Source organism: Azospirillum sp. P4_B5 (genome assembly GCF_056402275.1).
Window position 1 is genome coordinate 20,437 of sequence record NZ_JBFUHT010000046.1, and the last position, 18,497, is coordinate 38,933.

An 18,497-nucleotide genomic window follows, 5' to 3' on the forward strand; every position below is an offset into this window, starting at 1 on the left:
TCAAACGCTCTTGCGGCGCCGGCGGAACCGCCCGAGGTCCGACCGGCGCAGCAGGCCCAGCGCGACCGCCAGCACCGCGTAGACCAGCAGGCCGGCAAGGCCGAGCAGCACCAGTCCACCCAGCCGCTCGAACAGGCCATGGGCGGTCAGCCAGGGCGAGAGTTGGGTCTGCACCAGCCACAGCGTGCCGCCCATGGCGAGCGCCGCGATGGCCATGCGCGGCAGGTTGCGCAGCAGCCGGGCATCGGCCTTGAACAGCCCGCGCCGGGTCAGCAGCCACGCCAGCAGCCCGGCGTTGACCCAGGCGGCGACGGAGGTCGCCACCGCCAGCCCGACCTGAGCCAGCGGCCCCATCAGCGCCAGCTTCAGCGCCACATTGACCACCGTCGCGGCCAGCGCCACCCGCACCGGGGTCGCCGTGTCCTGCCGGGCGTAGAAGCCGTTGACGAGGCTGCGGATCACCACGAAGGCCGGCAGTCCCAACGCGTAGGCCTGCAGGGTGGCGGCGGACTGCGCGGCGTCGGTCGGGCCGAAGGCGCCATGCTGGAACAGCACCGACACGATGGGGAGGCCGGCGACCAGGAAGGCGGCGGCGGCCGGCAGGGTCAGCACCAGCGACAGCTCCACAGCCCGGTTCTGGCTCTCCACCGCGCCCGGCTCGTCGCCGCCCTTGATGCGCCGGGCCATTTCCGGAAGCAGAACGGTCCCCACAGCGATCCCGATGACGCCGAGCGGCAGTTGGTTCAGCCGGTCTGCGTAATAGAGGTAGGACACCGCCCCGGTGGGCAGCAGCGAGGCGATCAGCGTGTCCACGAACAGGTTGATCTGCGTCAGGCCCGACCCCAGCGCTGCCGGCCCCAACACCGTCAGGAACCGCTTCACGTCGGGCGTCAGGCGCGGCAAGGACAGCCGCAGCCCCATCCCGGCCCGGCTCGCCTCCCAGTACAGATAGAGGAACTGCGCCAATCCCGCGGCGAAGACGCCCCAGGACAGGGCGTGGCCGACCGTGGGCATCAGCGGGGCAGCCAGCACCATCGCCGCGATCAGGCACAGGTTGAGCAGGATCGGCGCCGCCGCCGCCGCCCCGAACCGCCCCATGCTGTTCAGCACGCCGGCCAGCAGTGATTCCAGAGAGATGAACAGCAGGTATGGAAAGGTGATGCTGGTGAACAGAACGGCCAGCCGGAACTTCTCCGGCTCGTCGGCGAAGCCCGGCGCGAAGACGGTCATGAATTGCGGCATGATCGCCAGGATGCCGGCCAGGAACAGAAGCTGCACCGCCAGCAGCAGGCTCATCACCTCCTCGGCGAAGCGCTTGGCGGCGGCCTGCCCGTCCTGCACCAGCTTGGCGGAGAACAGCGGCACGAAGGCGGAGTTGAAGGCCCCCTCGGCGAACAGGGCGCGGAAATGGTTGGGCAGCCGGAACGCCACGAAGAAGGCGTCGGCCACCGGCCCGGCGCCGAGCAGAGCGGCGGTCAGAACGTCGCGCAGGAAGCCAAGGACGCGGCTGACCAGCGTCAGCCCGCCGACGGACAGGATGTTGCGGAGCACGGTGGTACGGGTCCTCTGATGGGCGGCGCCATCCTAGCGCTTTCCCCGCCCGCGTCACCCCTTTCGGCATGCCAGCCCGTGTGGAATTTGAAGGCGGCGGGCGGAAACGGTCTGCTAGGATCGCCGCCCACCCATTGTCCCATCCCCCACCTTCAGACAATCGGAACGTCCATGGCCCAGGGTCTTCCCCTCACCTATCTGGAAGCCGGCGAAGCGAACGGCGGCACCCCCCTGCTGGTCCTGCACGGCCTGTTCGGGTCGGCGCGCAACTGGCAGACCCTGGCGAAGCGCTTCGCCGAGCGGCACCGGGTCTACGCGCTGGACCTGCGCAACCACGGCGGCGCTCCCTGGTCGGACGAGATGACCTACCCGGCGATGGCCGCGGACGTGCTCCGCTTCCTCGACGACCGCGGCTTCGCGCGGGCGTCGGTGGTCGGCCACTCCATGGGCGGCAAGGTGGCGATGACCCTGGCGCTGACCCATCCCGACCGGGTGGAGCGACTGGCCGTGGCCGACATCGCGCCGGTCGCCTACACCCACACCCACGCCCCCTTCGTGGCGGCGATGAAGCAGGCCAAGCTGGAAGGCTGCACCCGCCGTTCGGAGGTCGAGGCACAGCTCGTGGACGCGGTGCCGGAAGCCCCCCTGCGCTCCTTCCTGCTGCAGAATCTCGTTCTGGAGCAAGGGTCGTTTCACTGGCGGATCAACCTCGACGCCATCGGCGCCCGCATGAGCGACCTGATCGGCTTCCCGGATCTGGGCGACGCCCGATACGACGGCCCCACCCTGTTCATCGGCGGCACCCGGTCCGACTACATCGTGCCGGACAACCACGCGGCCATCCGCCGCCATTTCCCCAAGGCCGCCATCGAGATGATCGAGGGCGCGGGCCACTGGCTCCACGCCGAACGCCCGCAGGAGTTCGCGGCGCTGGTCGAAGCCTTCGCGTAATTTCTCCGTTCGACAAGAAGAAACGGGGGCCGCGAAGGCCCCCGTTCCCGCATGCTGGCGATGCGTCGTCCGCTCAGAGCGCGCCCTGACGGGCGCCGGTCTTGCCAGCCGGGCTGGTGGACTGGTTGAAGGCGTCGCGCAGGTAGGGCGACAGCGCCTGCCGCATCGTGCGCAGCCACTCGTGGATGATGATCAGCGAGCGGGAGGCGACCGGCGGGGTCATGCCCAGCTTCACCAGATCCTCGCGGGTCATCTGCGCCACCTCGTCGATGCGGTGGCCGGTCAGGCGCGCCCAGGCCGGGGCCGTGCAGGGCGCCATGGAGATGACCTCCACGCCCTCGCGCTCGACCATCTCCGCCTTCCGGCGGGCGTACTGGCTGTCGTCGAGCTGCGAGAAGGGACCGGAGAAGCCGTTCTCGACCAGGACGCGCTTGGCCTTCGGGGCGATGGTGGCGATGCGCTCCAGCGTGTTCATGCCGGTGGAAAGCGAAGCCAGATCGACGGTGACCGGCACCATGAAGGTCAGCCGCTCGCCCTCGCCGACGTAGTAGTCGAAGCCCGACACCTCGGCCCAGTTGAAGAACCACTGGGAGATGTTGCCGCCGAAGTCGAAGAGGCGGCCGCCGCGCTGCAGTTCCGGGCCGATCTGGTCCCAGAACTCATAGAAGCCGTCGCCCGAGCCCATCATGTTCATGAAGTCCTGGGTGATGCGGCGGTGCTCCACCACTTCCGGGCCGAACAGGCGGTTCAGGCGCTCGTTCACCTCATATTCGACGACCTTGAGCTGAAGGCCTTCGAGCATGGCGGTCGCCATCAGGTGATGGGACAGCAGCGTCTTGCCGACGCCACCGCGGTCGTTGAGAACGAAGATGGTGCCCAGCATGCGATCGCCTTTCCAGGGTCTGTTCGTTGTTAAATCTTGAGGTGTTGAAACGTGAAGGTCCGGCGCCTGGGGAATCGGAACCGGCTCGTCCAGAGAATCGGCGGGTTCCGCGAGGGGCGTCACCGACAGCGCCGGAGCGGCCGGAGCGGGGTCCGGCGAGATTTCCTGTTCGGGAGCCGGTTCCGGACCGCCATCCGGTTCAGGCTCCGAAGCGGGAACGAGTCCCGCTTCCAGATCAGTGGCCGCATCCTCGGTGGCGTCCGGCTCGGCATCGCTCGGCTGTCCGGCGGCGAGGGCGGCGCGGTGCACCGCGTCCAGCGTTTCGCGCGGGGTCATGCCGCCCTCGTCCTGCCCGTCCTCGCCACCGTCGCGCCCTTCGTTCCCCACGAGGAAGAAGGCGGAGCGCAGCGTGACGGGGGAGATCGGCTGGCTGTCGCGGGCGGTGACGCCCAGCTTTGCCAGCACATCGGAGATTTCCGCCCAGGACAGGCCGCGCTCGCGCATCAGGCCGATGTCGGCGTAGCTTTCGCGAACGGCCTGCATGGCCGAGCGGTTTCCAGTCGGACGGTCGGCAAGAAGCCGTTCCAGTTCCGCGCGATCAATCGACACCGTGAGTACCCGGCATGCGTGGTTCTGGGGAGGGGTGGGTAGGATTTGTGATACCGCAGGATTCCGTTCCCCCCGGTGCGGAAAAAATAGTACAAGCGATTGGGGTGCGCAAACGGTTTCCAACCATGTTCAACCGCATTAAACCTGTGACACGGCAACCTTCCTTGGTCTCCGGCAGGATTGCAGGATAGGGCCCGGCGTTTGGCGAAGATGCCCTATGATTTCCGATCTCAGGATCAGCGGACCGCCGACTCCGGGCGGACGCCGGGGACGCCCATCGGCTTCCACGAGCTGCGCCAAGCCTGCGAGATTTCGGCCCTTCGGGAGGATCTGGAGCGCGTTCTCCAGGACACCGGCGCCTTGCGCGACAGCATCGAGGACGCGGTGGAACAGGTGCGCCGGCGCTTCGCCGCCCTGACGGCGGAGGAACTGGCGAACTCCGAGACGATGGCGCCGCTGCTCCAGTTCGCCGTCTCCACCCTGCTGTCCATACGTGACGAGGCGCGGCGCATCAACACCCAGACCGGCCCGGTGGACGATGACGACCGCCCCACGCGGGCCGTCGCCGACACGCGTCTCCAGCCGTCCGCCGCGGCTCCGGCGGTTCCGCAACCCGCACCACAGACGGCTCCGCAAACCTACGCGCCACCGCCGTCCGGCGAACCTGCTCCCTCCTTCGCAGCCGAAACGCTGCGCGACGATCCCTCGCCTTCATCGCCACCGCCACCGGCGCCGGTTCTGTCGCCCTTCGTCCCACGCTCGCCCGCCCCGGCGCCGCAGCGCCCGGCGGCACCGGACCCCGCTCCCGATGCGGCTCCGCCCCCCTCCTGGCTGTCGCCCCTCTCCGGACGCAAAAGCGGTTCCGGGGCCAACGGCGCCGTTCCCCGCAGCGGAAACGTGGACTGGCTGAGCCGGCCCAAACGCTGATCCTCCGTCTTCGCCGCTTTGTTGCGGGAAGGTCGCACCTCATCCGAACGCACCCACATCACACCGATTTTCCTTGAACTCCGAAAGGGGTGTGGATACCACTTTATTTGGTAAATGAATCCTTACCAATAACACCTGCGGCGACGCATGGGGGTGGTCATGGCACGGGATGATGTGGACACGCTGGCCCGACCGGCCTTCGGAGCACGACCGGCGTCCAGCCTGGAATGGCGGCACCGCTGTGGCCCGGCCGTCCAGGCCGACCGGAAAGACTCCACCCGGCGCGATACCCCGGCGACGGTCCGTCCGCTGCGGTTGCTGATCGTCGAAGACGAATCCCTGGCCGCCGAGGCGGTAGGGATGGCGGCCATGGACCTCGGCCATATCGTCTGCGGCACCGCCCGCACCGAGGAGGAGGCGGTGGCCATCGCCGGGCGCGAGCGTCCCGACGTGGCGCTGATGGACGTGCGGCTGGCCGGCGGCGACGGGATCGAAGCGGCGCGGCGTCTGCGCGCCAACTACGGCATCCGCTCCATTTTCCTGTCCGGCTACGCCAACCACGCGATCATGGCCCGCATCACCGAGACCTACCCGCTGGGCGTGGTCAACAAGCCCTACTCGCTGGCCCAGTTGAAGCTGGCTCTGGACCTCGCGGCGCGGCGCCTGCACGGCCCGCGCGGCTGATAGCGGTCCGCTTCGCCAAACAAGAAAGGGCGGCCTCCCCCATGGGAAGCCGCCCTTTTCTTTCAACCATCGCGGAGCGTGACGCTCCCTACCCCTGCCGTTACTCCTGGATGAACGCCTTCACGTAGGAGTGCGACAGCGGCTGCACCAGATAGTCGAGCGGGGTGCGGGCGGACAGCAGGATGCGCGCCTCCACCGGCATGCCCGGCTTGATCGTCAGATTGTGGACCTGATGGGAATCGCTGTCCTTTAGCTTGATCCGCGCGATGTAGGATTCCTGCCGGGTGATCGGGTCCATCACGCGGTCGGCCGAGACGTAGGTCACCGTGCCGTCCAGCGAGCCGACGACGCGGCTGTCATAGGCGGTCAACTGCACCTTCACCGGCAGATCGACGGTCAGCGACTTGATGTCCTTCGGCTGGACCTTCACCTCGGCCAGCAGGGCGCGGTCGTCCGGAATGATGTCCAGGATCGGCTCGTTGGCGGTGATCGTGCCGCCGGCGGCCCAATGGCTGTGCATCACGACGGTCCCGGCGTCCGGAGCCTTGATCGCGCGGGTCTCCAGCCGGTTGGCGGCGTCGCGGATCTGCTCGGCGAGGCGGATGACGTCGCCGCGGGACTTCTCCAGATCGACCAGAACCTTTTCGCGGAAGTCGTTGCGGCGGCGCAGAAGGTCGCCCTCGGCGTCCACGGCGGCCTGGTTCGCCTGGGCGACGCGGGCCTCGAGTTCGCGGTCGCGGCCCTTGAGCTGCGCCTCTTCCTTCTGCTGCTCGACCAGCTTGGTGCGGGTGGCGTTGCCGCGGGACAGCAGACCCTGGGTGATGCGCAGATCGTCCTCGATGAGCTGGATCTCGCGGGCCAGGAACTTGCGCTGCTCCTGAAGACTCTTGCCCTCCTCGCGCAGCGTGACGACGCGCTCCTTGGTCAGCTTGGCCTCGGTGTCGAGCTGGTTGCGGCGGACCTGGAACAGGGTTTCCTGGTTGCCCATCAGCTTCTCCACCATGCGGTCGGTGCCGCGGCGGCGCAGCAACTCCTCCGGCCACTCGATGGCGGGCTGCTCGAACAGCTCGGCGGTCAGGCGCGCTTCCAGCGCCTGGGTCTCCAGCCAGGAGGTGCTGAGCACCTGGAGCCGGGTCGCCGCCTCGGTGCTGTCCAGCCGCATCAGGACCTGACCGGCCTTCACCGTGTCGCCTTCCCTGACGAGGATCTCCTCGATCTGGGCGGTCTCGGTGTGCTTCACGATCTTGCGGCCGGTCTCCGGGGCCAGCGCGCCGGAGGCCATGACGGCGCTGTGAAGCGGGGCGAGCGCGGCCCAGGCGGTCATCCCGCCGAAGCCCACCGCCAGCACCATGAAGCCGCCGGCCAGAAGCCCGCTGACCCGGGTGTCGGGAACCAGCGCGCGCAGCGCGCCGATCGACGTCATGGTCTTCGTCTTGTAGGTGTTCATGGTGGTGTCGGTCATAACAATCGGTCCTTGATCGCCGGAGGTGCTGGGGTCTGGTCTGGAGGTTCCGGCGTCAGCCGGCGGCGCTCTGCACCGGCGCCGGGCCGATGTTGCGCAGGCGGCTCCAGTTCGGACCCTGCTGCTCCTGCTGGCGTTGCGGCAGTTCGACCGCCATGCCGTTCTTCAGAACGAAGGTCTTGTCGGAAATGTCGACGAAGGCCGGGGAATGGGTCAGCACGATGGTGGTGACGCCGCTGTTCTTGGCCTCGACGATGAACTCGCGCACCGCCTTGTGGCCGATCTCGTCCATGCCGGCCGACGGCTCGTCGAGAACCATCAGCGACGGGCGGCCGTAGCCGGCGCGGGCCAGGGCGATCAGGCGGGCGGAGGCGCCGGTGATCGGGAACAGCGGGTCGGTCACCTCGGTCTCATAACCGCCGGGCAGGCTCTCGACCCAGGAATGGATGCCGGCGCGCTTGGCGGCGTCCTCGACCTTCTCCCGCGTCGTCTCGGTGAAACGGGCGATGTTCTCGGCGATGGTGCCGGGCAGCAGATCGGCGCCCTGTGCCATGTAGCCGATGCCCTGCTCCGGGGTTTCCGGGTTCAGCGAGGCAACGGCGAGACCACCCAGCCGCACGGTGCCCGCCGACGGCATCGCCACGCCGGCCAGCAGACGGGCCAGGACCGACTTGCCGGAGCGGTTGGGACCGGCGATGCACACCGTCTGGCCCGGCTCCACCGCCAGCGTGACGCTGCGCAGGATCGGCTTCTGGTCGCGGGGGGAGACGAACAGCAGGTTCTCGACGGTCAGGCGCTCGCGCTCCACCGGGATCGTCGGGCGCTCCGGCTCCAGCGACAGGCGCTTCAGCAGCGGGAACAGGCGGCGGAAGGCCTGGTAGGACTTTTGGATCTGCGCCCAGGCGCCGGCGCTCTGCTCGACCGGGGCGAGGGCGCGGCCGACCAGCATGGAGGTGGCGATCATGCCGCCAAAGGACAGGTGCTGCTCGATCACCAGCAGGGCGCCGACGCCGGTCACCGCGATCTGGATGACCATGCGGACCCACTTGGTGAAGGCGCCGATGGCGGCGGCGCGCTCGGTCGAGCGGCCCTGCAGGGCGGAGGTGGTCATAGCGTCACGGGCCACGGTGTCCAGCGCGCTCGGCCCCATGCGCAGGCCGCGCACCGTCTCCGACCGCGACAGCAGGGAGTCGAACAGGCGCTGCGAGCGGCTGGCCGGGGCCTTGCTGTCCTCGGCGAAGTGGCGGACCGCCCAGTTGCTCAGATAGCCCAGCGCCGTCATGATGATCATCGCGGCGACCAGGATCACGGCGAGCAGCGGGTGGATCAGGTAGATGCCGATGACGTACAGGGGCACCCAGGGCAGGTCCATCAGGGCCGGCAGCGACGGGCGGCTCATCGCGCCCTTGACCTCCATGAGGTCGCTGACCGGGGCGGTGTCCGGACGGCCGCGGCCCGAGGCGTCCAGCACGTCGGCGGTCAGCCGGCGGCGCCAGGTGACCTCCAGCGCGTTGCCCGCGCGGGCCAGGATGCGCGCCCGCACCGTTTCCATGGCGGCGCTCAACGTCAGGGCCATGACGACGATGACCGTGAGCATGACCAGCGTATCGATGTTGCCGGACGGAATGGCCCGACTAAAGACCTGAAGGGAATAAAGCGGCATCGCCAACATCAGGAGATTGATGGTGGCGCTGAAGACAAATGCACCAACGAGTACCCGGGTGAAGTAACGTCCCCCGTGAGCCATATCTTTATTGGTCTTTTCAGACCCGCGAGAAAACAGGCGAGGCATTTATAGCCCTCCAATTGTCACCGTTTGCGGCAGTGCCCACTGGATGCAGGCGAGGTCAGTTGGCGCGTTTTTGGTAAATGAAATCTGAAGATTGAGGGACATCACAGGAATGCCACTGAAAACCACCCCCTTTGCGCAGGCGACAACGGCTCCTCATGTGAAGGACTGCCCTGTTCGCCCCGCCGGAAGGAACACCGAATGACCGACACGCTGACCATCGACCCCGGCCATCTGGCCCTGCCCGACCTGCGCCGCATCCTGCGCGACCCGCCCGTCCTGGCCCTGGCGCCCGGCTGCCGCGCGGCCATCGAGGACTCGGCCCGCACGGTCGCGGAGGCGGCGGGCGGGGAGCGTGCGGTGTATGGCGTGAACACCGGCTTCGGCCTGCTGGCGAAGAAGCGCATCCCCCCGGATCAGGTGCGGGAGTTGCAGCGGCGGCTCGTCCTGTCGCACAGCGCCGGCACCGGGCCGGACCTGCCGCCGGGCGTGGTGCGGCTGATCCTGGCGCTGAAGATCAACGCGCTGGCGCGCGGCCATTCCGGCGTGCGCATGGCGGTGATCGAGGCGTTGCTGGCCCTCTACAACCGCGGCGTCCTGCCGGTGGTGCCGGCCAAGGGGTCGGTGGGGGCGTCCGGCGATCTGGCGCCGCTGGCCCACCTGACCGGCGTGCTGATCGGCGAGGGGGAGGCCGACGTGGACGGCGAGCGGCTGCCCGCCGCCGCCGCGCTGGCCCGCGCCGGGCTGGCGCCTTTGGTACTGGAAGCCAAGGAAGGCTTGGCCCTGCTGAACGGCACGCAGGTATCCACCGCGCTGGGGCTGGCCGGGCTGGCCGCGGCGGAGGACGGCTTCGCCGCCGCCCTGGTCGCCGGGGCGCTCAGCGTCGACGCGGCGCTGGGCAGCGACGGCCCCTTCGACGCGCGCATCCACGACCTGCGCGGCCAACCCGGCCAGCGGGACGTGGCCGCCGTCTACCGTTCCCTGCTCCAGGGCAGCGGCATCCGCGACTCCCACCGCGAGGGACACGAAACGGTGCAGGACCCCTACAGCCTGCGCTGCCAGCCGCAGGTGATGGGCGCGGTGCTCGACCATCTGCGCTTCGCCGCGGGCGTGCTGGAACGCGAGGCCAACGCCGTCTCCGACAACCCGCTGGTCTTTCCGGACAGCGGCGACATCCTGTCGGGCGGCAACTTCCACGCCGAGCCTGTGGCGCTGGCCGCCGACGTGCTGGCCCTGTCCATCGCCGAGACAGGGGCACTGTCGGAACGGCGGATCGCGCTGCTGATGGACACCCACCTGTCGGGCCTGCCGCCCTTCCTGGTGGCCGACGGCGGGCTGAACAGCGGCTTCATGATCGCCCAGGTCACCGCGGCGGCGCTGGCCAGCGAGAACAAGCAGATGGCCCACCCGGCCAGCGTGGACAGCCTGCCCACCTCCGCCAACCAGGAGGACCATGTGAGCATGGCGACCCACGCCGCCCGCCGCCTGTCGGACATGGCCGACAATTTGGCGGGGATCGTCGCGGTGGAACTGCTGGCCGCGGCCCAGGGGATCGACCTGCGGGCGCCGCTGGCCTCCTCCCCCGCGCTGGAGCGCGCGCGGGGGCTGCTGCGCGCCCGCGTGGTGGTGTGGACGGAGGATCGCGCGATGGCTCCGGACATCGCGGCGGCGAAGCGGTTGGTGACGGAGGGGGCCTTCCGCCCCTTTGCGGCGGACGTCCTGCCCTGATGCTGAGACAAGACCGCGCAGGCGGCTCTGCCCGGTTTTCATCAATCCGTTGAAGGGCTAAGCTCAGGCCATCCCACACCAACCGCTTCACTCCGATCCGGAGACCATCATGGAAGGACGCAAAGTCCCCTCGGTCGTGTTCAAGACCCGCGTGCGCGACGAAAGCGTCGGCGGCCCAAACCCGTTCCGCTGGCAGGACGTCAACAGCGACGAGCTGTTCGCCGGCAAGCGTGTCGTCGTCTTTTCCCTACCCGGCGCCTTCACCCCGACCTGCTCCAACCAGCAGGTACCGACCTACGACGCGCTTTATCCGGAGTTCCGCGACCTGGGCGTGGACGAGGTCTATTGCCTCAGCGTCAACGACGCCTTCGTGATGTTCCAGTGGGGCAAGCATCTCGGCGTGAAGAACGTCAAGCTGATCCCTGACGGCTCGGGCCATTTCACCCGCCGCATGGGCATGCTGATCAACAAGGACCATGTCGGCTTCGGCATGCGCAGCTGGCGCTACGCCATGGTGGTGACCGACGGCGTGATCGAGAAGCTGTTCGAGGAGCCGGGCATCAACGACGCCGGCGAGGGCGGCGATCCCTACGGCGAATCCGCTCCGGAAGCGGTGCTGGCCTACCTGCGGTCGCGCTGAACTGGTTTCCATTTCCCAGTCTCCTCGCAGGCGGCTTCTTCATAGCCCTCTCCCCTCTGGGGAGAGGGTGGCCCAGAGGGCCGGTGAGGGGGTTGCGCACAGCGGTACGTCCGGCACACGCGCATCCCCCTCACCCTAACCCTCTCCCCGGAGGGGAGAGGGGATAACCACCGAACTCTTCAGGCCGGAACGGCGGCCCCCTCCGCCGGCTCCGCCTCGGCCGCGAGCTCCTTGCGGCGTTCATGGGCCGCCCAAGCCCGCTCGTGCAGGTGATAGGCCACCGTGTTGCACAGCGGCTCCACCACTGCCAGGGCGCCGCCCACCGCGATGCTGCCGGTCATCAGATAGCCGACCGTGAAGGCCACCGTGAAGTGAATGCAGGCGAAGCTGAAGGTCTTGGTCATCACGGAACTCCCGAACGCCGCCGTTTGTGTTCAGCCTCAGCATGCGTGTCAGGCGGCGACAGGTCCAATCGAATGATCCAGCCAGACTGATAGATATTCTCTATCGTTCATCGGAAGGGACCGCGGCGATCGCCCGCCTCCGGCACGCTGCCGCGGCGCAGCCGGGTGCCCGGCGGAACGACCGCGAAGGGGCGGCTGTGCGGCGGCTCCAGCAACCGCACCTCGGGCCGCTTGAAGAAGGGGATCAGCGCCGCCCCCATGAGGAACCCGCCGACATGCGCCCAAAAGGCCACCCCGCCGCTGTCGTCGGAGGTCGGGGTGGTGACCCCGCTCAGGACCTGTCCAAGGAACCAGAAGCCCAGCACCAGCACCGCGGGGACGCTGATGACGCGCACGATGATGATGAACCAGAAGAAGACGCCCACATTGGCCCGCGGGTGAAGCACCAGATAAGCGCCGAGCACTCCGCCGATGGCCCCGCTCGCCCCCACCATCGGGACTTCGGACGTTGGGGCGGCGAAGCTCTGGGCCAACGCCGCCGCCGTCCCGCACAGCAGGTAGAAGACCACGAAGCGGCCACGCCCCATGCTGTCCTCGACGTTGTTTCCGAAGATCCAGAGGTACAGCATGTTGCCGGCGATGTGCAGGAAGCCGCCATGCATGAACATGGAGGTGACGACCGACATCCAAGGCGGAATGACCCGCAACGGCTCCGGCAGGTCCGCATAGCCGAACAGCACCGCCGGAACGAGGCCGAAGGAATAGACGGCAAGGTTCCCGCTCCGCGCCCCCAGCGAAAGCTGCCACAGAAACACCATCACGCACAGCGCGATCAGTGCCATCGTGACGACCGGCGTCCGCCGCGTCGGATTGTCGTCGTAGATGGGCAGGAACAGCATCGGCGGCGCTTTCGGTTGAGGCAACCCTGTTCAGTACGATGGCCCTGCCCCTTGGTTCCGCCAAGACGTACGGCGCACGCGTACAGCCGCAAGAGGGCAAAGAGAAACCGGCGCCCCTTACGGAGCGCCGGTTTCGCTGAACGAGACTGTGGTGCGGATCAGGTGCCAGCTATCAAGTGCCTTGGGGCTCCGGATCCATCCCGCCGCTTTCCTTGGTGGTCGGCACCGAGGGACGGCGGCCCGAGGTCGGGGTCGGCTGCTTCGGCGGGGCCGGGGAGAAGCCTTCCCGCTCGTCGTTGCGGATCAGCGGCTCGCCGCGCAGCAGGCGGGCGATGTCCTCGCCGCTCAGGGTCTCATACTCCAGCAGGCCCTTGGCGATGGTGTGGAGCTGGTCGATGTTCTCCGTCAGGATCCGGCGGGCCTCGCCGTACGCCTCGTCGACGATCCGGCGGATTTCCTCGTCCACCGTGCGCGCCGTGGCGTCGGACATGTTCTTGTGCTGGGTGACGGAGTGGCCGAGGAAGACCTCCTGCGTCGGTTCGCCGTAGAGCAGCGGGCCCAGCTTGTCGCTCATGCCCCATTCGGTGACCATGCGGCGCGACATGTCGGTCGCCATCTTGATGTCGCCCGACGCGCCGGTGGTCACGCGGTCCCTGCCGAAGATCAGCTCTTCCGCGATGCGGCCGCCCATGGCGACGCGAAGGTCGGCGTGCAGCTTGGCCTGGGACAGCGAGATGCGGTCGCCTTCCGGCAGGCGCATCACCATGCCCAGGGCGCGGCCGCGGGGGATGATGGTGGCCTTGTGCACCGGATCGCTGTCCGGCTGGTGGATGGCGACGATGGCGTGACCGGCCTCGTGATAGGCGGTCAGCTTCTTCTCGTCCTCGGTCATGACCATGGAGCGGCGTTCCGCGCCCATCATGACCTTGTCCTTGGCGGCCTCGAACTCGGCCATGCCGACGACACGCTTGCCGATGCGGGCGGCGAGCAGCGCGGCCTCGTTGACAAGGTTGGCGAGATCGGCGCCCGAGAAGCCGGGGGTGCCGCGCGCGATGACCTTGGCGTCGACGTCCGGAGACAGCGGCACCTTGCGCATGTGGACCTTGAGGATCTTCTCGCGGCCCAGCACGTCGGGGTTCGGCACGACGACCTGACGGTCGAAGCGGCCGGGACGCAGCAGCGCAGGGTCGAGCACGTCCGGACGGTTGGTCGCGGCGATGAGGATGACGCCCTCGTTCGCCTCGAAGCCGTCCATTTCGACCAGCAGCTGGTTCAGGGTCTGCTCGCGCTCGTCGTTGCCGCCGCCCAGGCCGGCGCCACGATGGCGGCCCACGGCGTCGATTTCGTCGATGAAGATGATGCAGGGGGCGTTTTTCTTGCCCTGCTCGAACATGTCGCGGACGCGGCTGGCGCCGACACCCACGAACATCTCGACGAAGTCGGAGCCGGAGATGGTGAAGAAGGGCACGTTGGCTTCACCCGCCACGGCGCGCGCGGTCAGGGTCTTGCCGGTGCCCGGCGGGCCGACGAGCAGCACGCCCTTCGGGATCTTGCCGCCCAGACGCTGGAACTTCTGCGGGTCCTTCAGGAACTCGACGATTTCCGCCAGTTCCTGCTTGGCCTCGTCGATGCCGGCGACGTCGTCGAAGGTGACCCGGCCGACCTTCTCCGTCAGCAGGCGCGCGCGGGACTTGCCAAAGCCCATGGCCTTGCCGCCGCCCGACTGCATCTGACGCATGAAGAAGATCCAGACGCCGATCAGCAGCAGCATCGGGAACCAGGACAGCAGGACGGAGAACAGCGATGGCACGTTGCTGTCGTCCGGAACGGCGCTGATGCGCACGTTCTTCTGCGTCAGCCGCTCGACCAGCCCGGCTTCGGGCGGGACGAAGGTGCTGAACGACCGGCCGTCGGTGAAATGGCCGGATACCTGGCTACCTTTGATGGTGACGTCGGCCACTTGGCCGCGGTCCACTTCGGCGAGAAGCTCGCTGAACGGAACCGTCGTCTGCGGGCTGCGCGTGGAAGAGCTCTGGAACAGGTTGAACAGGGCCACCAGAAGCAGCCCGATGATGATCCAGAGCGCGAGATTCTTGCCGAAATTGTTCACGTCGAAAGCCTTTCTGCGAACCCTGCGCGGAAAGGTAGGCCGATGCGGAGCCACCCCTCCCGGGCTTACGGGCACGTTCCCAGATTAAATAATGCCGACACGGTCCGAAACAACCGGAAAAGCTGGGCCGGCCAACACCACCCCGGGCGCGTGCAGGACGACCGCCGAAAGGGGGAAGCCGGGCCGCGAAAAGCCCAGATGCGGCACCGCCGCCAGCCCGTTTCCGTCCCACAGCGCCGGCAGCGTCTCGCGGACCGGTTCGGGCAGGCCGATGCGGCCCGAATCCGGGCCTGCGGACCGCACCGTTTGCCACCCTTCACGCCCCAATTTTGCAACGATGACCGCACCACCCGGCCCTGCCGCCAGCCGAACGGCGAATCGGCGATCCCACCAGACCTCTCCGCCGGGGGTAAGGTCCAGCCGTTCGGTCACCCCGACCGGCTCCCGCGCGATCACCAAATGCCCCCGCCCCATATGCCCCCGCCGCGGCACGATGCGGCAGCCGCCCAGAGTGCGCCCTTGGAGGCGTCCCCCCGCGATTTCGGCGAACAGGCGCTCCGCCGCATCGTCCCTTGGCGGGTAGAGACCGCCCCCCGTCGCGGCGATGCAGCGGACCAGCGCGCGAAGGCCAAGCTCCTCCGGCGCGTCCAGCAAAGGCTTGGGGTCCAGCCGCAGCCAACCCTCCGGATGAACCTCGGCGGCCTCGGCGAGCAGGGTGGCGGTCCCCGCCTCCAACGCGTTGCGGGCGCGGGCGGCCCGGCGGGCGAGGTCGGCCAGACGCGGTGGGTCCAGCCCCTCGGCGGCCAGCGCCTCCCCCGCCGCGCGCAGGCGGGCGCGGGCGAAGCGCGGGTTGCGGTTGGACGGGTCCTCGATCCACTCCTGGCCGAAGGCCCGGCAGGTCGCCACCAGCTGTTCGTGGGGCAGGTCCAGCAAGGGTCGGATCAGCCGGACCGCCCCCGCAGCGCGCACCGGCGCCATGCCGGCCAGCCCGTCGACGCCGGAACCGCGGGCGAAGCGCAGCAGCACCGTCTCGGCCTGATCGTCGCGGTGGTGGGCGAGTGCCAGATGAAGGATGCCCTCCTCGCGGCAGCGCTCGGCCAGCAGGCGGTGGCGCGCGGCGCGGGCCGCCTCCTGGATGCCGGTCGCCGGCTTCCCGCCGTCCCAGCGCAGAACGGCGTGGGCAATGCCCCGGGCCTGGAGCCAGCCGCACACCCGAGCGGCCTCCGCCGCGGATTCTGCACGCAGGCCATGATCGACGATCAGCGCGAGGACGTCGCCCCCCCGCTCCGCCGCCCAGTGTTGGAGGAGCAAAGCCAGTCCGAGGCTGTCCGCGCCGCCGGATACGCCCACGGCCACGCGCGGCCGCGTCTCGAAGCCGCCCAGCCGGTCCATGCGGGCGGCGAACTCACCCGCGGAAATCGGCCCTGCCGGGTCGGACCCGTTCACCACACCCGTCAGGCGCAGTTCAGGCGGCGGCGCTCGGTGTCGGCGCGCCGCTTCACACTGGCAGACGCCTCGGGGAACTTGTTGATCAACTGGTTGAAGGCCGTGCAGGCGTCCTTCTTCTGGTTGAGCTGCTGCAGCGACATGCCGAGCTTCAACAGATTGTCCGCCGCCTTGTTGTTCTTCGGATACTTCTGCACGCCTTCGGCGAAGGCCACGGCGGCGTCCTGGAACTTGTTGCGGACGTAATAGGTCTCACCCAGCCAGTACTGGGCGTTGCCGGCGAGCTGGTGAGTCTTGTTCTTCGCCAGGAAGTCGCTGAAGGCCTTCTCCGCCTTGTCGTAGTCGGACTGGCGCAGCAGCTCGAAGGCGTGCTCGTACTGCTTTTCCGGGGTGGAGTTGGCGGGCAGCGGCGCCAGGGCGGCGGTCTGCTTCTCCGCCGGCTTGTCAGCTGTCTTCTCGGGTGCCTTGGCGGCGCTGGAAGCTGCGGCCGGAGCCGCCGCGCTTGGCTTCGCCGGACCGCCGAACGGATCGCTGGCCGCCCCGCCGCCCTTGCTTTCCAGCTCCTTCAGGCGGAAATCGATGTCGCTGTTGACCCGCTCCAGCCGGTCCTTCATCTGCGAGATCTGATAGGTCGCCTCTTCGTAGCGCCCGGTCAGCTCCGACAGGGCGCGTTCCAGCTTTTGCAGCCGCACCTCGAAATCGGCGGCCAGGGACGGCTGGATCTCGGCGGTCTGCCCCCGCGTGAAGGCGTTGCCCGGATAGGCCTGCGCCACCTCGACGCGCCCGCCCAGCGCCTCCACCCCCGACTCCAGCCGGTCCAGACGGTCCTGTAGCGAAGCCGTCTGCGCGAAGACGGAACCGCTGCACAGCAGGCCGCCGAGCAACAGGGCGGCAAAAGAAGTGGTCTTTGTCATGCGTCGAGGGTCCTGTCCGGGCGGGAAAAGCCGTCGTTAAGAGGGTGCCGGCCCAAGCGGGCGAAACTATGGCGGCTGTTTACCAGAAGCGCGTACGCCTTGCACGGTGGTGATTTGGAAATCTCCCGCGCACCGGGCGCAACCCCAAAAGAGAGCACAGAAAAAGCCCCTTCCCGGTGTCCCGGAAAGGGGCTTTCCAAAGCGGAACTCCCGAAGGCGCCTTACGCCTTGAGGATGCCGCGTCCGGCGAAGCGGGACGCCACGCCGAGCATCTCCTCGATGCGGATCAGCTGGTTGTACTTGGCCAGACGGTCGGAGCGCGACAGCGAGCCGGTCTTGATCTGGCCGCAGTTGGTGGCGACCGCCAGATCGGCGATGGTGCTGTCCTCGGTCTCGCCCGAACGGTGCGACAGCACCGCCGTGTAGCCGGCCTTGTGCGCCATGTCGACGGCTTCCAGCGTCTCCGACAGCGTGCCGATCTGGTTGACCTTGACCAGGATCGAGTTGCCGACACCCTTCTTGATGCCGTCGGCCAGACGCACCGGGTTGGTCACGAACAGGTCGTCGCCGACCAGCTGCACCTTGTTGCCGATGGCGTCGGTCAGCGCCTTCCAGCCYTCCCAATCGTCCTCGGCCATGCCGTCCTCGATCGAGATGATCGGGTAGCGGCCGACCAGATCGGCCCAGTAGGCCACCATCTGCTCCGGCGCCAGCGACTTGCCCTCGCCGGCCAGCTCGTACTTGCCGTTCTTGAAGAACTCGGTCGAGGCGGCGTCGATGGCCAGCATGACGTCGTCGCCCGGCTTGTAGCCGGCGGCCTCGATCGCCTTCATGACGAAGCCCAGCGCGTCCTCGGTCGAGGCGAGGTTGGGGGCGAAGCCGCCCTCGTCGCCGACGTTGGTGTTGTGGCCGGCGTCCTTGAGCTTCTTCTTGAGCGCCTGGAAGATCTCCGASCCCATGCGGATGGCCTCGGCGGCGCTCTCCGCGCCGACCGGCATGACCATGAACTCCTGGATGTCGATCGGGTTGTCGGCGTGGGCGCCGCCGTTGATGATGTTCATCATCGGCACCGGCAGCAGGTTGGCAAACGCGCCGCCGACGTAGCGGAACAGCGGCAGGGCGGCCTCTTCCGCCGAGGCCTTGGCGACGGCGAGCGAGACGCCGAGGATGGCGTTGGCGCCGAGCCGGCTCTTGTTGGGGGTGCCGTCCAGCTCGATCATGGCGAGGTCGAGGGCGCGCTGGTTGGAGCCGTCSAGGCCGGCGATGGCGTCGTAGATCTCGCCGTTGACCGACTCCACGGCCTTCAGCACGCCCTTGCCGCCGTARCGGSMCTTGTCGCCGTCGCGCAGYTCCACCGCCTCGTGCGCGCCGGTCGAGGCGCCCGACGGAACGGCGGCGCGGCCGAAGGCGCCGGATTCGAGCAGGACGTCCACCTCGACGGTCGGGTTCCCACGGCTGTCGAGGATCTCGCGGGCGTGGATTTCGGTAATGGCGCTCATG

At 68.5% G+C, this 18,497-nt stretch carries 15 protein-coding genes; 5 read left to right on the top strand and 10 right to left on the bottom strand.

Annotated elements, in window-relative coordinates:
- Complete coding sequence (gene murJ / locus AC1DVI_RS26465) at nucleotides 1-1,551, bottom strand: murein biosynthesis integral membrane protein MurJ (protein WP_476960517.1); 1,551 nt, start codon at nucleotides 1,549-1,551, stop codon at nucleotides 1-3.
- 171 nt (nucleotides 1,552-1,722) lie between these two features.
- Here murJ and AC1DVI_RS26470 point away from each other — a divergent pair, with 171 nt between their 5' ends.
- A complete protein-coding gene (locus tag AC1DVI_RS26470; RefSeq protein ID WP_149167640.1) occupies nucleotides 1,723-2,502 on the top strand; it encodes an alpha/beta fold hydrolase in 780 nt (259 codons plus the stop codon).
- A 73-nt stretch (nucleotides 2,503-2,575) separates the two neighbouring features.
- Here the strand turns inward: AC1DVI_RS26470 and AC1DVI_RS26475 are convergent, their stop codons facing one another.
- Nucleotides 2,576-3,994, bottom strand: a complete 1,419-nt coding sequence (locus AC1DVI_RS26475; RefSeq protein WP_476960518.1) for a hypothetical protein — start codon at nucleotides 3,992-3,994, stop codon at nucleotides 2,576-2,578.
- A 210-nt stretch (nucleotides 3,995-4,204) separates the two neighbouring features.
- Here AC1DVI_RS26475 and AC1DVI_RS26480 point away from each other — a divergent pair, with 210 nt between their 5' ends.
- Nucleotides 4,205-4,921, top strand: coding sequence for a hypothetical protein (locus AC1DVI_RS26480; RefSeq protein ID WP_476960529.1), 717 nt, complete (start codon nucleotides 4,205-4,207; stop codon nucleotides 4,919-4,921).
- 159 nt (nucleotides 4,922-5,080) lie between these two features.
- Nucleotides 5,081-5,605 (top strand): response regulator, encoded by a 525-nt coding sequence (locus AC1DVI_RS26485; RefSeq protein WP_476960519.1) that lies wholly within the window; start codon nucleotides 5,081-5,083, stop codon nucleotides 5,603-5,605.
- Between the two features lie 100 nt (nucleotides 5,606-5,705).
- Here the strand turns inward: AC1DVI_RS26485 and AC1DVI_RS26490 are convergent, their stop codons facing one another.
- Nucleotides 5,706-7,067: an HlyD family type I secretion periplasmic adaptor subunit gene (locus AC1DVI_RS26490; RefSeq protein ID WP_476960520.1), complete on the bottom strand. Its 1,362-nt coding sequence runs from the start codon at nucleotides 7,065-7,067 to the stop codon at nucleotides 5,706-5,708.
- 55 nt (nucleotides 7,068-7,122) lie between these two features.
- Nucleotides 7,123-8,859: a type I secretion system permease/ATPase gene (locus tag AC1DVI_RS26495; RefSeq protein WP_476960521.1), complete on the bottom strand. Its 1,737-nt coding sequence runs from the start codon at nucleotides 8,857-8,859 to the stop codon at nucleotides 7,123-7,125.
- A 198-nt stretch (nucleotides 8,860-9,057) separates the two neighbouring features.
- On the opposite strand from AC1DVI_RS26495, the gene hutH reads away from it, so the two are divergent.
- Nucleotides 9,058-10,584, top strand: coding sequence for a histidine ammonia-lyase (gene hutH / locus AC1DVI_RS26500; protein ID WP_476960522.1), 1,527 nt, complete (start codon nucleotides 9,058-9,060; stop codon nucleotides 10,582-10,584).
- A gap of 109 nt (nucleotides 10,585-10,693) precedes the next feature.
- Nucleotides 10,694-11,224, top strand: coding sequence for a redoxin family protein (locus tag AC1DVI_RS26505; protein ID WP_476960523.1), 531 nt, complete (start codon nucleotides 10,694-10,696; stop codon nucleotides 11,222-11,224).
- 179 nt (nucleotides 11,225-11,403) lie between these two features.
- Here AC1DVI_RS26505 and AC1DVI_RS26510 read toward each other — a convergent pair whose 3' ends face one another.
- From AC1DVI_RS26510 to eno, 6 genes are all read right to left on the bottom strand, one after another.
- Nucleotides 11,404-11,628, bottom strand: coding sequence for a DUF2061 domain-containing protein (locus AC1DVI_RS26510; protein ID WP_476960524.1), 225 nt, complete (start codon nucleotides 11,626-11,628; stop codon nucleotides 11,404-11,406).
- Nucleotides 11,629-11,735: 107 nt separating this feature from the next.
- Nucleotides 11,736-12,527 (bottom strand): rhomboid family intramembrane serine protease, encoded by a 792-nt coding sequence (locus tag AC1DVI_RS26515; RefSeq protein WP_476960525.1) that lies wholly within the window; start codon nucleotides 12,525-12,527, stop codon nucleotides 11,736-11,738.
- Between the two features lie 172 nt (nucleotides 12,528-12,699).
- Nucleotides 12,700-14,637, bottom strand: a complete 1,938-nt coding sequence (ftsH, locus tag AC1DVI_RS26520; protein ID WP_145625819.1) for an ATP-dependent zinc metalloprotease FtsH — start codon at nucleotides 14,635-14,637, stop codon at nucleotides 12,700-12,702.
- 84 nt (nucleotides 14,638-14,721) lie between these two features.
- Nucleotides 14,722-16,083, bottom strand: coding sequence for a tRNA lysidine(34) synthetase TilS (gene tilS / locus AC1DVI_RS26525; RefSeq protein WP_476960526.1), 1,362 nt, complete (start codon nucleotides 16,081-16,083; stop codon nucleotides 14,722-14,724).
- Between the two features lie 8 nt (nucleotides 16,084-16,091).
- Nucleotides 16,092-16,997 (bottom strand): tol-pal system protein YbgF, encoded by a 906-nt coding sequence (gene ybgF, locus AC1DVI_RS26530; protein ID WP_476960527.1) that lies wholly within the window; start codon nucleotides 16,995-16,997, stop codon nucleotides 16,092-16,094.
- Between the two features lie 221 nt (nucleotides 16,998-17,218).
- Nucleotides 17,219-18,496 carry a phosphopyruvate hydratase gene (gene eno / locus AC1DVI_RS26535; protein ID WP_476960528.1) on the bottom strand — a complete coding sequence of 426 codons (1,278 nt, stop codon included), beginning with the start codon at nucleotides 18,494-18,496 and terminating at the stop codon, nucleotides 17,219-17,221.
- Nucleotide 18,497: the final 1 nt, after the last annotated feature.

Coding starts and splice junctions, on each gene's coding strand:
- AC1DVI_RS26505 (WP_476960523.1), top strand. CDS start 10,694: ATGGAAGGACGCAAAGTCCCCTCGGTCGTGTTCAAGACCCGCGTGCGC.
- AC1DVI_RS26510 (WP_476960524.1), bottom strand. CDS start 11,628: ATGACCAAGACCTTCAGCTTCGCCTGCATTCACTTCACGGTGGCCTTC.
- ybgF (WP_476960527.1), bottom strand. CDS start 16,997: ATGACAAAGACCACTTCTTTTGCCGCCCTGTTGCTCGGCGGCCTGCTG.
- AC1DVI_RS26480 (WP_476960529.1), top strand. CDS start 4,205: ATGCCCTATGATTTCCGATCTCAGGATCAGCGGACCGCCGACTCCGGG.
- AC1DVI_RS26485 (WP_476960519.1), top strand. CDS start 5,081: ATGGCACGGGATGATGTGGACACGCTGGCCCGACCGGCCTTCGGAGCA.
- AC1DVI_RS26515 (WP_476960525.1), bottom strand. CDS start 12,527: ATGCTGTTCCTGCCCATCTACGACGACAATCCGACGCGGCGGACGCCG.
- AC1DVI_RS26490 (WP_476960520.1), bottom strand. CDS start 7,067: ATGACCGACACCACCATGAACACCTACAAGACGAAGACCATGACGTCG.
- hutH (WP_476960522.1), top strand. CDS start 9,058: ATGACCGACACGCTGACCATCGACCCCGGCCATCTGGCCCTGCCCGAC.
- AC1DVI_RS26470 (WP_149167640.1), top strand. CDS start 1,723: ATGGCCCAGGGTCTTCCCCTCACCTATCTGGAAGCCGGCGAAGCGAAC.
- AC1DVI_RS26495 (WP_476960521.1), bottom strand. CDS start 8,859: ATGCCTCGCCTGTTTTCTCGCGGGTCTGAAAAGACCAATAAAGATATG.